Genomic DNA, 15,329 nt, shown 5'->3' on the forward strand with positions numbered 1-15,329 from the left:
CGACCAGTCGGTGATCCTGCTGTGCGTGCGCTGGTACCTGGCCTACACTCTGAGCCTGCGCGATCTGGAAGAGATGATGGCCGAACGCGGCTTGAAGGTCGACCATTCCACCGTGCATCGCTGGGTCGCCCACTTCCCGCCGCAGTTGCTGGAGCGCTTCAACCGGCGCAAGCGTGTGGTCGGCAGCAAGTGGCATATGGACGAGACGTACATCAAGGTCCGCGGCCAATGGATGTATCTCTACCGCGCCATCGACAGCCTCGGCGACACGGTCGAGTTCTTCTTCAGCGAAAACCATGGCCTGGTGGCGGCCAAACGCTTGCTCCGCAAGGCGCTGACGCGCCATGGCCGGCCGGAGCGCATCGTCATCGACGGCAGCCAGACCAATTACGAGGCGATCCTTTCCTGCGACGCTGAAAGCCGGCTGCGGCAGCGATCGCGGCGACCGCTGAAGCCGATCCGCATCCACAATAGCCGGTATCTCAACAATCGGATCGAACAGGATCACCGGCGTATCAAGCGCCGCATTCGATCCATGCTCGGCTTCAAGTCGCAGGCGAGCGCCGTGGTTATCCTCTCCGGCATCGAGATGATCCACATGCGCAAGCGACAGGCGAGGTATGCCTACAATCCCAGTCTGTCGATCGCTGTTTCGATATCCTCGCTGCCTGACGGACAGGCCGAAATGGCCGTTCACAACCCCATTTCCAGGTTTGCGACAGAACCCGAACGAAAGGTGGGCTGCAAAAGTGGTCCAAAGGTCGTTGGTGCAGACAAATCTTCATTTGATCCAGCCACCCTACTCATTTTTCAAACCTTTGCTTTCCGTTATTGCCGTTTCCCATGTACTCTAGGCTGAACCGTGGCGGCTTGAAGAATAGAGAGAAACCGTTTGACTCCGACAAATGCGGCCACAGTTCGTCCTGACCAATGGTTTCGCGGCCGAGACGATTTGCGTAAGAAACTCGGCTCGAAGAGCGCCACTGGCCGCGGGCGATAGCAATGTCCGCCTGAGGCACGTCGGGTCCGGAACCAACTGGTCTCGAATTCGCGACGCCAGATAGCGCGAATTGGCCTCGCGCGCCGCAGCCAAGGTACGACTGCACGGCAGGGTTGCAAATTGGTTGGTTTGTGATAGGGGATGTGATGCGAGAAGAGGCCTCTTGAAATGAAGCGCATGCAAGAAAAGGACATTCCCGCGTTCGTGCAGGAGGTGGTCGCAAGCGGCTGCGACATCTGCGCCGTCGGTCCGAGTTGTTACTGCTTTGGTGATACCGATGTTCCGCGCGACAAGCGTAGGGGATTGTACAAGAAGCTCGGCGAAATCGACGCGCGCTACGGCAGCCGCGATCACCTGCGCTACCAGATTGCGGCGCACCTGGCCTCGATTGGCCGCTACATCGACGCGCCTCCAATGGAAGAGGAAGATTGGATCGATAATGAGGCGCCCGAGTTGGCCGACGTCACGCCTTACGACGTGGCGCACCTCCCGATCTACGCCGTCCTGCTGATGGCGGAGGCCAAGGGCTCCGACTGGCGCATCGTGGCACGAGCCACCCTGAACATCGACCCAGAGCGCCAGCCGGAACGGGCATGTCGCGCCTGGGCGTCGCACCTGGCGCGGGCGCGGTGGCTGGCGACGAGCGATTTGTTGCAATAGCCGCCGCCGTAGACACGGCATCCTTTCAATTCCTCGGCAGCTTGTGAATCTCCAGCCGAACCGGCCCGCCCCTGTCGCAACTCGTACAGAGCAGCGCCCTCTCGACCGTGCTGAACAGGGGTCAGAACAGGAGCTGCTCAAAATCGTACGCGGCCTTTATCAACCAAAGACAGCTACGGCCGATTTGATGGTGACCCGCCATCGGGGCTTCGGCGCATCTGACGCCCCGTTGCGGTCCGAAAGACAGTCGGCAGTTGCAGCGCCGGCGGCACCCGCGACCAGAGCGTTCGCATGATTTCCCGGCCATGCCGAGTTTTCCGAACGGCGCTTCCAGACACGACGCGCTGGGACCAGCGGAACCCGATCTCATGGAAATAGAGGTCAGCATCGGGCTGATATGGTGGAAGACTCCGGCGATCGTCCGCCGCACGCGGGAATTGAAACCCTCCACCGAATTGGCGTGGACCGTGTCGCGAACATATTCGTGGCTGGAATGCTTCACGGTTTCATGCTTGGCAAAACTCTCGCCGATGGCCATGAATGCCTTCGCCTCATCGCTCATCAAATGCGCGTGGGTTTCGATCTGTGTTTCAATCGCACGTTCGGCCGCGCGCAACGAAAGACCGGTCACGACCGCGGCCCGTGCGTCACCGGCCGGAGCGCCGGGCGTGACGTCGGTCGGCCGCTGCACCATCGCCACGACCGGCGCCTTCTCCGTATTCGCCTGACCTTTCCGGCCCCGTCCTGGAGGTGGCTCATCCGGCCGCTTGCTTCCTCCGAGATGAAAATGATCGATCTCAACCGTGCCGTCGAGCATGTTTTCCCGGGCCACCATCAGCCGCAGGGCGTGACCCATGCGCCAGGCCGTCGGTTGGCTCACGCCAAGGATCTCGGCGAGCCGGACCGAGGACAAGCCCTTTCCGACTGGAGCATCAGCAACATGGCTTTCAGCCAAACACGCAAGGGCAGCTTGGTCGAATGCAGCGGGGTATGGGTCGTCACCGTGAACTGGAACCGGCAAGCGCCATTGGAACATTGATAAAGGCCCGGTCGCGCACGCCGCTTGCCTGTATCGCGGCCGGCAAGCGCGATCGACCGCTTGTAACCTCAGGCGGGACAGATCCTGCCTTCCGGCCACACCATGGTTTCCAGCAATCGCCGGCAATGCTCTTCATCCCGGAAGGCCACGATCATTTCTTCAACGGTCCGAATGTTGGAAAGCGCTGCGAGCATCGTTTCAGGCATTCTCATCCCCTCCAGATCACGTCCAAGAATCGCATGGGAAGCCATAATCACAAGCCTATTGCTGTCTTTGGTTGATTAAGGCCTCGTACGCTAAGGTCGAACGAAGCGTGAACCGAGTTTGCTTGTGTCGCGTGATTTCCGGGGCGCGACGTCTGATCCCAATGGATAACCGCAGCAGCAGGATTGCTGCTGTGTCCACATCCAGTCCGCTCGGCAACATTCATCGGCAGTTGGTGTTGTACGCGGAGTTGAGCAGTGGCCAGGCGCAAGATTCTCAAAGCTCAGGATCGTCAGGAGCTTTTCGATATCCCGGCTGATGAGGACAGCCTGATCCGACACTATTCATTGTCCGCCGCTGATCGCCTCGAAATTGGCCCGCGCAGGCGCGAGCACAATAAGCTCGGCTTCGCTGTTCAGCTTTGCGTGATCCGACATCCAGGTCGGGTGCTGGCGGCAGGCGAAATACCGCCCCGCGTGATCGAAATATGTCGCCGACCAGATCGGCGCCGATCCCACTGTGTTCACAACCTATGCCCGCCGGGAAGAGACGCGTCGCGATCACATTGCGCGCCTGATGATCTGTCTCGGCGTCAGAAGCGCGACAGCTCAGGATCGTCGCGCCGCGCTGATGTCGGCAATAGAGGCGGCCGCGATGTCCGACAGCGGCGCTTCGATTGTGAATGCCATCGTTGCCACGCTGCGAGAACGCGGAACACTGTTGCCCGCGGCGGAGATCATCGAGCGAATGGGGCTGGCGGCCCGTGCCATAGCTCGCCGCCACGCGGAGGGGACCCTTATCGAAGGTCTGGCACCTGAGAAGCTGCAGGCGCTCGACAAGCTGCTCGAGGTTGATGCGGCGATCGGTCAGACCTGCTTCCATTGGTTGCGGTCTGCGCCGGAAGCGCCCGCGGCTTCAAATCTGGTAGACTGACCGAACGGATTGCATTCCTCCGCACGCTTGGAATTGATCCCGGCTTACGGGCGCGCGTGGCGTCCGGGCGGTGGGACCGGGTCCGTGAGGGCAATGCCACGCCGGCGTGGCTGGCCAACGACTTCAATGCGAGCCGTCGTCACGCCCTGATCGTCGCGCAGGTCATCAAGCTCGGCGAGAAGCTCGATGACGCGGTGACGATGTTCATCAAGCTGATCGGCCGGCTGTTTTCCAAGGCGCATAGCCGCAAGAAACGGCGTCACATGGACCATCGGACAGACACCTCCAAGGCCCTGCGTCTGTTCCTCGATACGATATCGGCGCTGCAATCCGCCAACGATCGGGGTCAGGACGCACTTGAGGTGGTCGACCAGAAGGTCGGTTGGCACAGGCTGGTTCGGATGAAGCCGGAGCTTGCAGCAATGGTCGAGGAAAATGAGGCATCCCGCTGGTCCTGGCGGCCGAGCCGTGGCGTCCTCGAATACGCGACGGCGTTCCTGGCGACTTTTACGTTCCGTTCAGCGCGCCGCCACGACTCCTTGCTCACAGCCATTGCGATGCTCCAAAGGCTTCATTCGGAGGGACGGCGTGCACTGCCCGAGCGTGTTCCGATCAGCCATCTCAGTTCAACCGATCGGAAACTGATCTTTGGGCAGCAGAAGCCTGATCGCCGGCTGTATTAGATAGCCATGCTCGCCGCATTGCGCGAGCGCCTTCGCTCGGCGGATATATGGATAGCGGGCAGCCGCTCGTTCCGCCCGATCGACGAGTATTTCATGCCGCGATCTTCGTTCACCACGATGAAGGAAGAGGATCGGCTTGGCCTTGGTGTGGGCAGTGACGGCGCCGCCTGGCTGAACGAAGTAAAGCAGGTGCTGGACTTCAATTTGAAGCGCCTGGCCTATCGCGCTCGCGCAGGTAAGTCTCGATGGTGTTCGTCCTGAAAGGCGTTCTTTGCCAGATCGACCCCAATGATGGTAACCTTTTCCATCGATGCCTGCCTCTCCTTGCGTGGTGTAACACCACAAACTTGGCACATTGCGATGCCGTCGGAGAAGGCTGGCATCCACCCCATCTGCTTGGTTCGTCATCTCGCTCTTGCATTGGGTGGTCGCTCGGCGGCGCGATTTGCAGGTCGTCCCGGGTTTCCGGTTAGCAATCCGCTTGGCCCTGGGAGACACGGTTCGTGAGGACGAAGATTTTGCGAATGGGCTTAGAGGCATTGCTATTCTCTTGGCAGAAAATCCGGAGCCGCCGCGGCAAATTGCCTAAGCGGCTTGCGATCTTCTAATATCCTAGGTCGAGACTAACCTCATTTTTAACTACCTGACCTCCAAAAAATTCTACTAGATTCTGGGTGCCGTAGGCGAGATTGCGTTCAAGGACGTCGTCGGCATTGGAGGCTTGATCACCTGAGCACAGGACATTCGGCAATTTATGTACCCCCAGCCGAGACATAGTGCCGTTGTAACACGTGGCTGGCATCGCGTTCTCATACCACCACCAAACATCGGCTGCGTAACCGCGCAAACGACCTGAGATGAGCGCCTCATGCAGAGGCTTTTCAGCAACCAATGTGCCACGTGCGACGTTAATAAGAAATGCCGAAGGTTTCATTGCCTCGATTTCGGACTTGCCGTAGAACTGCTCGGTGTCTCGGGTGAGCGGCATTGCCAGTACGACGTAGTCACTTTTAGCTAGCACGGAATGTAGGTCATCCATACCGTACATGGAATCGACATGTTCGACGCCTGCGTCTTTGTCGCGACGAACGCCCAAGACCTGCATGTCAAAGGCTTTCGCACGTTTGGCGACTCGACTTCCGACATTACCGACACCAAGAACTCCTAGGGTACGACCGTGCAACATGGCAGCCCGGGTTCCATCCTCCCACCATGGAAAAACCTGCTGTCCATTCGAAGCCATGTTGTGTTTTAGCACGGTCAACTTAGCCAATGAAAGCATGAACATCATGGTCTGTTCAGCAACCGCGATCGCATTCGATCCACGAATGTTTGCAACTTTTATTCCTTTCGTCTTTAGCAAATCGAGGTGTAATTCATTTATTCCTGAGTGCATAAAACTGATAAACTTCAGCTTTTCTGATATTTCTATTGCGCCCCTCGGGAGGGTGTAACCGATGATAGCATCTGCGTCCACGACAAGATCTCTGAAATCATTGGATGTACATTCAAATCGTGAAAAGTATTCGCCAGATGGCGCTACTACGTTGGTACCGGCCGGCAATGCATCCTTCAGGTACTTCAGCTCCTCGTCAGTGGCATGCCACGAGCAGGCAACTTTCATAGTGCAAATCCTCTCCTATTCGGATGACGCCGGCGTGGTCTCAAGGTCCTGGGTAAATGCCGGACCAATTCAATGTACGCTACAAACTTGAGATGAGCGGTTCAGTCCTTTGCTTGGATCAGTTGAATATGGTCTGGCTTGCCGGATCGGGAACCACTCGCGTTCGGATCGCAAAGGCAGTCCGACATGAGCTGAACTAATGTGCTGGCGTGACGTTACTGGCAGGCTGATGAGTTTGTTCACGAAGCTTTCCCATTGGGATGAGGCGACAGTGTGAGCACGTTCGTTGTCAAGCTGTCGAAGGAGATTGGTACAGTCGCAGCGGCAGCCTTTTAGCAACTACGATCGGACAGCCAAGACCGAGATGCAGTCACCGGCGTTCACAACACCGGGGAAATGACGTGCGGCGATCACGCCGTCCATCTTCGCATTCACCACCAACGGTTCGGCGCCGGTGCGACCTAGGGGATAAATGCGCGCGATCGCATCACCTTTTGCGACGCAATCGCCAAGGTCATGGAGCGGTTCAAAAAGCCCGCGATCCTCAGCGAAGGAGAAACAATCGCCGTCAGGCATATCGAGCCAGATGGTTGAGAGGGGCTGGACTTCACCTTTCAGGATCCCCGCTGCTTTCAAGACATTGGCAACACCGGTCTTGGCAATTCGCACACTTTTCGCAGTCGCGGTACCCCCGCCTCCGAGTTCGGTGGTGACGAAGACCTTCCCCATTTCCTCGGCGGCGGTGTCGTACATGCCGACCGCGTCTATCTCCAGCATCGCCATAGAATATGGTGCGCCGAAGGCCTGAACCAACTCAAAGCTCTTGCGCTCCTGCTCCTTGTCCGGCAGCCGGTGTGCCGCGCAATAGGACAGGAAATCGAGAGTCTTGCCACCTGAGTGGAAGTCCAGCACGATGTCGGATATCGGCAGTAGGTATCGCTGGAAATAGTCGGCAATCTTCTGGGTGACGGTCCCATCCGGCGCGCCGGGGAAGGACCGGTTCATATTACCTCGATCGATCGGGGAAGTTCGGGTACCGCTGAGAAACGCCGGATAATTCATGGCCGGCACGATGATGACAGTCCCGGTTACGTCTTCAGCCTTCAGAGAACGCGCCAAGTCGAAAAGCGCAATCGGTCCCTCATATTCATCTCCATGGTTGCCGCCGGTGAGGAGAGCCGTCGGCCCCTCTCCGTTCCGTACGACCGTGACCGGGATCATCACGGATCCCCAGGCAGAGTCGTCGCGGCTGAAAGGCAGGCGCAGAAAGCCGTGCTGTGTGCCTTTAGACGAAAAATCAACCGTGGGGGCGATCGGCGACTGGCGGAGAGGGCGGTCCAGCATGATTCATTCCTTCACGAGAAGTTTGCGTGGCACGTTGGCTAGGCACTCGACTCCGGTCTCGGTAATCAAAATGCTTTCAGTGATCTCGAAACCCATGTCCTCCAGCCAAAGACCTGTCATGAAGTGGAAAGTCATACCCGGCCGCAATTCCGTGCAGTCGCCGGGACGTAAGCTCATAGTGCGCTCACCCCAATCCGGCGGATAGCTGACACCGATGCCATAACCCGTACGGCTGTCTTTGACGATGCCATGACGGGCCAACACAGCAAAGTACGCCTTGGCGATATCTTCACAGGTGTTGCCCGGTTTGGCGGCGGCCAGGCCAGCCTCCAAGCCTTCGAGAGTTGCGCTTTCCGCGTCGAGAAAGGCTTGGGTCGGCTTTCCTAGGAAGACGGTTCGCGACAGAGGCACATGATATCGATTATGGCATCCGGCAATTTCAAAAAAGGTACCTTCTCCCGCACGCATTGGTCGGTCATCCCAGGTGAGGTGCGGCGCACTGGCCTCCGCCCCGGACGGCAACATTGGAACGATAGCTGGATAGTCACCGCCGGCGCCTTCCACCCCACGAGTTGCAGCGTCATAGATTTCGGCGACAAGATCGCATTTGCGCATGCCGACCTCGATCTTGGTGGCGATACGCTGGTGCATAGCCTCCACAATGCGCGCGGCGCTGCGCATATATTTTATCTCGGTCGGGCTTTTGACCGCCCGCTGCCAGTTTACCAGCGCTGTACAATCGACGAAGCGAGCGTTCGGAAGATTCTTGACTAGGCTCGCAAATGCCGCTGCCGAGAACCAGTAATTATCCATCTCAACGCCAATGCGCATCGAACCAAAGCCCTTGCCGGCAAGGATATTCGCCAGGTGGTCCATGGGGTGGCGCTCGGTCGACTGTACGTAGTGGTCGGCATACGAAATTATATTGTCGTGCTGCAGATAGGCGGTGTGCTTCGCTCCATTGGCGTCCATGCCCCGGCCGTACCATATGGGCTCGCCTTTAGGTGGGACGATCACCGCCTGATGAACATAGAACGACCACCCGTCATAGCCGGTAAGCCAGTTCATGTTGGAAGGGTCGCTGGCAATAAGCAAGTCGACTCCCTTGGCCTCCATTGCCGTCCGCGTCTTCGCAAGACGATCGGTAAATTCTCCTCGCGAGAATTTCAGGTTTGGCTGCATCGTTCGTGGTCTCCTCATTTTGTTGGTCCGCGCGGAGTCGATTGCTTTCGGACTATCGCGGTGACCTGTAGGCCTCAGCCGGTGAGATCCACGGCGGATTGTTGAGCGAACGTGAGCCGGACTTGTTGTTGAAGGCCCGTCCCACTTCGGCTCTCGGGATCGTGCTCCGTAGATGTGCGTGCTGACATTCGATCACTCAGTCAGCCGCTTCGTCATCAGCCGGCCGAATTCGGGGCGCGCTGTGCCGTCCCCGCAAAGCCGCAGACAGTTCCAGGCGCTGGCCTGATTGCTGGTGACGACCGGGCGGCCGATCGCTTCTTCCATGCCGGGAACGGCGAGCGCCGCGCGCAGCGCCGTACAGGAGACGAACAGCGCGTCGGCCTGCGCATGCGTGGCCTTGCGCGCCAATCCCACGAGGGAAGACGGCTTGAGGCGTGCCATCTCGCGATCGTCCTCGAAGCCGAGGCAGGTGAAGCTCTCGATATCGAAGCCATGCGCCGCAAAATAGGCGGCCATCGGCCGGCTGGTCTCAATGGTATAAGGCGTGAGAATGCTGATGCGCTTCACGCCCAAGGCGTTCAGGCCGCGCACGCCTGCCATCGGCGGCGTGACCACGGGAACGCCGGGCTTCGCCGCCTGGATGGCGGCCTCAATCTCGGCATCGCCGATTACCACCGAGGCAGAGGTGCAGGAGTAGCAGACGGCGTCGAGCGACTCGTCCGGCAGGATGAGTGCCGCGCCGGCCGAAAGTGACGGCTGCATCTTGCGCAGATTCTCCGGTGTCGTCGGATTGGCATAGGGAATGCGCGCCACATAGACGCCGATCCGCTCGCTCGCCACCATGCGGCGGAAATCGACCTCACTGGTGTGGTCGGTGGCTAAAGCAATAAGGCCGACGCGCTTTGCCAGTGGGCGCCCATCGAATGTCGGGCGCCCTGTTTCGAGGCGGATCTCAGGCAATGGTTTCATGACTTTCATCTCTCCATCCTGCCGTAACGATGCTCCAGCCAGCGCAAGAGCACGACGGAACAGAGGCTGATGATTAGGAAAAAGGCGCCGACCAGCGTCATCGGCTCCATATAGCGGTAAGAGCTGTTGGCGAGGATCTTGGCCTGGTTCATCAGTTCCAGCACGGTGATCGCCGAAAGCAGCGGCGTCTCCTTGAACATGGCGATGAAATAGTTGGCCAAAGCCGGGATCATCGGCGGGATGGCCTGCGGAATGATGATGTGCGTCCAGGTCTGCCGGGCAGAGAGATTGCAAGCCTTGGCGGCCTCCCACTGGCCACGCGGCACATTGTCGATGCCGGCGCGATAGACTTCCGCCGTGTAGGTGCCGTAGTGCAGCCCGAGCCCGATGACACCGGCGACGAGCGGCGGCAGCAGGATGCCAATATCGGGCAGCACGTAGAAGATGAAGTAGAGTTGCACCAAGAGCGGCGTGCCGCGGATGAACTCGGCGAACCAGCCTACGCTGCGCGACAAGCCCTTGTTCGGCGAGCGCCGCGCCAGAGCGATGGCCAGGCCGACGATCGCCGCCAGGATCGAGCCGAGCACCGTCGCCAAGATGGTGATCTTCACGCCCTGGATAAGATTCGGCATGATCTCCCGGACGAAATTCCAATCCCATTCCATCAGACACGCACCCCGTCGAGGCCGCGCGCCAGGCGCCGTTCCAGCGTCCGCACGCCCCAGGAGATGATCAGCGCCAGGATAAAATAGATGACGAGAATGGTGGTGAACGGCATCAGCGTGCTGCCCGTCTGCGAGCGCACGACTTGCGCCTGGAATGTCAGGTCGGAGAGCGAGATCAGCGACACGACCGAGGTCGCCTTGAGCAATTCGATCGCGTTGTTCCCGAAGGTCGGCAGCATGATCAGCAACGCTTGCGGCAGGATGACATGGCGCATGCCTTGCCAGCGGCCGAGATTGAGCGCCGTGCAGGCCTCGTATTGCTCGCGGCCGATCGCCAGGATGGCGCCGCGCACCACTTCAGCGCCATAAGCGCCGATATTCAAGCCCAGCGCAAGCACGCCAGCCTGGAGCGGCGTCAAAGTCACTCCCACCAGAGGCAGAACGAAGTAAGCGAAGAACAGCTGTACGAAGCCCGACGTGCCGCGGAAGAACTCAATATAGGCCGTCGCTAACCACCGTATTGCACCGAAGCGTGACAGCCGCCCCAGCCCGGCGACGAAGGCCATCACCAGCGCCAGCGCTGCGCCCATCACGGTGAGTTGCAACGTGACCACCGCGCCCTGCAGGATCAAGTTAAGATATCCGGACCAGTCTGTCATGGGATCGCGTGTTTACCAATTAGCAGCTAAGGACGGGACACCGCATGACCTCCCGCTGAAAGGGAGGTCATGCGGCGGGCACGGGGTGGTCAATAAGGCAGCTCGGAAACCCACCCGTTCGCCGACCCTTCCAGTTGTGGGAGGTCAGAGAGCGAGCCTATTGCGCCGAGGCGCAGAGCTTCTCGCGAGTCGTCGACATCGCCGCCTTGGCGGAGAAGCCGTACGGCTCGATGATCTTGGCGAATTCGCCGGACTTCTTCATCTTGGCGAGCTCGACGTCGAAGGCATCGCGGAGAGCCTCGTCACCCTTCTTGAAGGCCGCGCCGTCGCAGGAGACCGGCGTCCCCTGTACCGGGGCGATCACTTCGAGGTTTGGGTCGTTGGCCTTCTTGACAAGGTCGGTGATGGATAGAATCGGGAGCGTATAGACGTCAATGCGACCGTCTTGCACCATCTTCAGCCCGCTCTGACCGTCAGGCACGACGATGAAGCGGTCGCTCGGCACGCCGGCCTTGGACGCGTACTTTGCCTGAAGTCCACCACCCGGACCGCCGATGGTGGCGGAGGAGTCCTTGGCAATATCCTCATACGTCATTAAATGCTTTGGATTCCCCTTTCTCACCAGAAAGGCGTCAGCGTCGCAAAGCACGGGTTCGGAATAGGCGACCGACGCGCAGCGCTCCGGTTTCATCATCAGGCCGGCAGTGACGACGTCGAAGCGCCCGGCCTGCAGGCCGGGAATCATGGCGCCGTATTCGGAGATGGACGCGACGATGTCGTTGACGCCTAGGCGTTTGAAGATCACGCGCGCCACGTCGGGCGCAGCGCCCGAGACCTTGCCGTCGGCGGCCACCGCCGTGTAGGGCGGCTCATTGGCGATGGCGACGCGGGCGAAGCCTTGCGCCTTGAGCTCCTCGAGCTTGGCGTCATCTGCCGAACGCGCACCGGAGGCGAGCAGCATCGTGCTCACTGCGAGGCTGGCGACGCCAGCCATAATGCCAAGTTTGTTCATCGTTCCCAACTCCTTGTTTCTTCTGGTTGCTCGAATTAGGCGCGCAGGTCCGAGGACGCTTCGTCGCCTCGGAACTGGCTGCGTCGCCCGTGCATAGCGGTCAGACCCGATGTCCGGCCGCGATGATCTTCTTCAGGAAGCTCTGCGTTCTTTCCTGCTTCGGATGGCTGAAAATCTCATCGGGCTTGCCTTCCTCGAAGATCCTGCCGCGGTCGAAGAACAGCACGCGATCGGCGAAGTCGTGGGCAAAGCCCATTTCATGGGTAACGAGCACCATCGTCATGTCTGTCTCAGTGGCGAGCTTGCGCATGACGTTGAGCACCTCCTCGACCAGTTCCGGATCGAGCGCCGAGGTAATCTCGTCGAACAGCATGATCTTCGGAGACAGTGCAAGTGCCCGAGCGATCGCCACGCGCTGCTTCTGGCCGCCGGAAAGCTGCGCCGGCATCGCCTTGGCCTTGTCTGCCATGCCGACCATGTCCAGCAGTTCCATCGCCCGTTTCTCGGCGGCGGCGCGCGTGACGCCCTTGGTCAGCATCGGCGCCAGCGTCACATTGTCCATGACGCACTTGTGCGGAAACAGATTGAACAACTGGAAGACCATGCCGATCTTCTGGCGCATCTTGGCCAGATGCCGCTCGTCGGCCGCCAGCAGCCGGCCGTTGCGCTCCATGTGATAGAGCTGCTCGCCATCGACCTCGATGTGGCCGCCGTCGATCTTCTCCAGCGTCATTAGGATGCGCAGGATCGTCGTCTTGCCCGAACCGGAGGGACCGATCAGCGCCAGCTTCTCGCCCGGCATGACCTGCATCGACAGCCCCTCCAGCACCTTGAAGGCGCCGAAGCTCTTCGAAATGCCGTCGATCTTGATGATGGGCGCGGGCTTGCCGCGGGCCTCATCACGAGATTGCGAAAAAGGTATCAGGCTCGTGCTCCACGAAATCAAGGGTTTGTGCGTGAGCGGAAGGTTGCTTCAGATCTCTTGTTAAGGGGCGCCATCCGCTCGCACCGTGCGCTCAGTTTAGTTTTCGGAACTTTGACATACGCCAGCCGTACACTTCGCAGACATAAATATCGCCATTTTGAGCGACGCATAGATCGTGTGGTCCGATCAGAGTCTCCTTGTCGTCACTTGCTGTATTATCCCAGCTAGTAAGCAGTTTACCGTCGAGGTCATAGAGAGAAATGGAGCCACTCCCTCGTCCGTTCGTCTTGTCCTCAAACGGCTGTAACTGCGCGAAGTAAACAATATCATCTTTGATAAAAATACCGCTCGGATTTCCGAGTTTCCATTCTTCTAGATATTTACCTTCCATATCAAATAGCTGAACTCTGTCGTTCTCATCATCGCAGATAAGAACTCTGTCCCTGCTGTCGATCCAAACATTGTGAACCAGCTCAAATTGGCCTGGTCCTCGTCCTTGACGCCCCCAAGACAGCAGCAGTTCACCTTTCGAATTGAAGCGGTGAACCTTATGGCCACCATAACCATCCGCGACGAAAATATCTCCGTTCGGTGCAATCGCGAGATTTGTGGGCAGGTTGAAGGGTTGCGCGTGTACGAGGCGCCCCTCGCAAGTAGGCGATGGGGAGTTCTTGTTCCCTAAAGTACGCAAAATCTGACCGTGCGGTGAGAACTCCATCGCAACGTGAGCACCACAGTCAACTATCCAGACATTATCGTCTCTCCCGATAAATATTCCATGAGGTATAGCAGAGAACATTCCATCGCCCCACGACCCAATGAAGTCGCCTTCCGGGGTCCAGATAGTTACTGGATGGTTTCCTCGAGAGAGAACGAAGATCTCTCCAGAGGAGTTGATGGCAACATCGCTTGGCTGTCCCATCTCAAAATATTTTGGAACGTTTGGCCAACGCTCGACCCGTTCATAGCGGTACTGACCTGACCCTAATACTTTCAATTTCTTTATTCTCCAAGGCGGGACCCTTGTCCCCGGTCGAGACCCATTGATATGCACCGATGGGGGGCAATGCCAACTATTCTTGCGTTTTAAATAGCTGTCAATCTCGAAATTGACACAGTTCAATCCGGTAGAATGAGGCTTCGTGCATGCCTCTGGCGGCCACGAGTGATAAACGGAGCATGCCCCTGCATACCGTACCGCTTGCGAGGCAATGCACCAAAAGGAACTTGATATGATGCAAAGTATCTATTGATGCATGTCAAGTCCGGTGTTAACAGCAGGCGGCTTTCTGTTTTCGCAACCGGTCAGAGGATCAAAAATGAAGGTTTTATTGGGATGGCATGCTACGGACGAGGAGTTGGCAACGGTCCGGCAGTCGCTTCCTGGCGCTACCGTCGTTGGGCCACGTCCTGAGCCATATCTTTCTCGATTCGATCTAACTCTAGAGTCGATCGCAGATACCCTTGGAGACGTGGACGCTTTCGTAGGTTATGTTTTACCCGAAGGGTCGTTAGACATCGCCAAAAAGCTAAAGTTGATATGCTGGATGCATGCCGGCTGTGATGAACTTGACCTGGCTCGCCTAAAGACACTGGGTGTCCAAGTTACCAATTTACGTGGGGCCAACAGCATTGCTGTTGCCGAACATGCGATGGCGATCATTCTCGGGTTGGCCAAACGTCTGATTTCCAAGCACCAAGCCTGCCTCAACGCTCTCCCAGTGCCAGTTTACGATGCCGATTCCCGCTCAGCGATGTTGCATCGCAGAACCCTTGGGATAATAGGCCTTGGGCAGATTGGAAGTGCGATCGCCCAGCGCGCCAAGGCTTTTGACATGAGAGTCTTAGGCGTTCGCCTCCATCCTGAACTCGGTGCAGGTGTGGCGGATGCGGTTTTCGGGGTCGATCAGATGGCGCAGGTGCTGGGAAACAGCGATTACGTTGTGTTGGCGACACCTATCACTCGCAAAACGAACTCGTTTTTCGGGGCAACTGAAATCGATGCGATGAAGTCAGGGGCATTCCTCATAAACATTGCTCGTGGCAATCTTATTCAGGAACGACCGCTCTATGACGCTCTGAAAAGCGGAAAGATTGCGGGCTACGGTTCTGACGTGTGGTGGACATATAACAACGCATTTCCAGCAAGTTATCATTTTCCCGTGCCTTCACGAACCGGAATCCAGAGGATGCCGAATGTCATAGGCACGGGTGATCAGGGTGCTAATGCCGATGACGTTCTCGATCGCAACATAGCGCGATCGGTGGAAAGCTTGCTTGAGTTCCAAAACGACCAGCCTCTTAATTGGAAAATCGATCTCGACCTAGGATATTGAAAAGCCTTGTTTTTCGAAGGGTGTTGATGGCAAGAACGGCTGGTCAAAATCAAGCGACCAGCCGATCTGCTTCGGGAAGTGTCACGGCGAACAT

The 15,329-nt window shown here is 58.2% G+C and carries 11 protein-coding genes and 3 pseudogenes; 4 read left to right on the plus strand and 10 right to left on the minus strand.

From position 1 onward, the window contains the following. Nucleotides 1-649 (plus strand): annotated as a pseudogene (locus tag NKJ90_RS19070) (IS6 family transposase); the annotation flags it as partial. A 519-nt stretch (nucleotides 650-1,168) separates the two neighbouring features. Then, the gene (locus tag NKJ90_RS19075; protein ID WP_352486476.1) at nucleotides 1,169-1,660 is read left to right on the plus strand and encodes a Y4lK-related protein; all 492 of its coding nucleotides are present in this window, start codon (nucleotides 1,169-1,171) and stop codon (nucleotides 1,658-1,660) included. A 159-nt stretch (nucleotides 1,661-1,819) separates the two neighbouring features. Here the strand turns inward: NKJ90_RS19075 and NKJ90_RS19080 are convergent. After that, a pseudogene (locus NKJ90_RS19080) lies at nucleotides 1,820-2,905 on the minus strand (IS1595 family transposase). A 255-nt stretch (nucleotides 2,906-3,160) separates the two neighbouring features. Between NKJ90_RS19080 and NKJ90_RS19085 the strand changes: the two are divergent. Next, nucleotides 3,161-4,793: pseudogene (locus NKJ90_RS19085) on the plus strand (DUF4158 domain-containing protein); the annotation flags it as partial. A 330-nt stretch (nucleotides 4,794-5,123) separates the two neighbouring features. Here NKJ90_RS19085 and NKJ90_RS19090 read toward each other — a convergent pair. The 9 genes from NKJ90_RS19090 to NKJ90_RS19130 all read right to left on the minus strand — a co-directional run bounded on the left by NKJ90_RS19090 (nucleotide 5,124) and on the right by NKJ90_RS19130 (nucleotide 13,896). Beyond that, a complete protein-coding gene (locus tag NKJ90_RS19090; RefSeq protein WP_352486478.1) occupies nucleotides 5,124-6,143 on the minus strand; it encodes an NAD(P)-dependent oxidoreductase in 1,020 nt (339 codons plus the stop codon). 339 nt (nucleotides 6,144-6,482) lie between these two features. Continuing rightward, nucleotides 6,483-7,487 carry a N(2)-acetyl-L-2,4-diaminobutanoate deacetylase DoeB gene (gene doeB / locus NKJ90_RS19095; protein ID WP_352486479.1) on the minus strand — a complete coding sequence of 335 codons (1,005 nt, stop codon included), beginning with the start codon at nucleotides 7,485-7,487 and terminating at the stop codon, nucleotides 6,483-6,485. Between the two features lie 3 nt (nucleotides 7,488-7,490). Beyond that, on the minus strand, nucleotides 7,491-8,669 hold the full coding sequence (doeA, locus tag NKJ90_RS19100) for an ectoine hydrolase DoeA (RefSeq protein WP_352486480.1): 1,179 nt from the start codon (nucleotides 8,667-8,669) through the stop codon (nucleotides 7,491-7,493). Nucleotides 8,670-8,861: 192 nt separating this feature from the next. Continuing rightward, a complete protein-coding gene (eutA, locus tag NKJ90_RS19105) occupies nucleotides 8,862-9,638 on the minus strand; it encodes an ectoine utilization protein EutA (RefSeq protein ID WP_352486602.1) in 777 nt (258 codons plus the stop codon). A 5-nt stretch (nucleotides 9,639-9,643) separates the two neighbouring features. After that, complete coding sequence (ehuD, locus tag NKJ90_RS19110; RefSeq protein ID WP_352486482.1) at nucleotides 9,644-10,303, minus strand: ectoine/hydroxyectoine ABC transporter permease subunit EhuD; 660 nt, start codon at nucleotides 10,301-10,303, stop codon at nucleotides 9,644-9,646. Beyond that, complete coding sequence (gene ehuC, locus NKJ90_RS19115; RefSeq protein ID WP_352486483.1) at nucleotides 10,303-10,962, minus strand: ectoine/hydroxyectoine ABC transporter permease subunit EhuC; 660 nt, start codon at nucleotides 10,960-10,962, stop codon at nucleotides 10,303-10,305. Before ehuC ends, ehuD begins: the two co-directional genes overlap by 1 nt. A 157-nt stretch (nucleotides 10,963-11,119) precedes the next feature. Beyond that, entirely contained in the window at nucleotides 11,120-11,956 is an 837-nt protein-coding gene (ehuB, locus tag NKJ90_RS19120) for an ectoine/hydroxyectoine ABC transporter substrate-binding protein EhuB (RefSeq protein ID WP_352486603.1), read from the minus strand. 118 nt (nucleotides 11,957-12,074) lie between these two features. Continuing rightward, a complete protein-coding gene (ehuA, locus tag NKJ90_RS19125) occupies nucleotides 12,075-12,803 on the minus strand; it encodes an ectoine/hydroxyectoine ABC transporter ATP-binding protein EhuA (protein ID WP_352486604.1) in 729 nt (242 codons plus the stop codon). A 187-nt stretch (nucleotides 12,804-12,990) separates the two neighbouring features. Further along, nucleotides 12,991-13,896 carry a peptidyl-alpha-hydroxyglycine alpha-amidating lyase family protein gene (locus NKJ90_RS19130; RefSeq protein WP_352486484.1) on the minus strand — a complete coding sequence of 302 codons (906 nt, stop codon included), beginning with the start codon at nucleotides 13,894-13,896 and terminating at the stop codon, nucleotides 12,991-12,993. 322 nt (nucleotides 13,897-14,218) lie between these two features. Between NKJ90_RS19130 and NKJ90_RS19135 the strand changes: the two genes are divergently transcribed. Continuing rightward, nucleotides 14,219-15,235 carry a 2-hydroxyacid dehydrogenase gene (locus NKJ90_RS19135; RefSeq protein WP_352486486.1) on the plus strand — a complete coding sequence of 339 codons (1,017 nt, stop codon included), beginning with the start codon at nucleotides 14,219-14,221 and terminating at the stop codon, nucleotides 15,233-15,235. Nucleotides 15,236-15,329: the final 94 nt, after the last annotated feature.

The organism is Mesorhizobium sp. M0051, assembly GCF_040323235.1.
Taxonomy (GTDB): domain Bacteria; phylum Pseudomonadota; class Alphaproteobacteria; order Rhizobiales; family Rhizobiaceae; genus Mesorhizobium.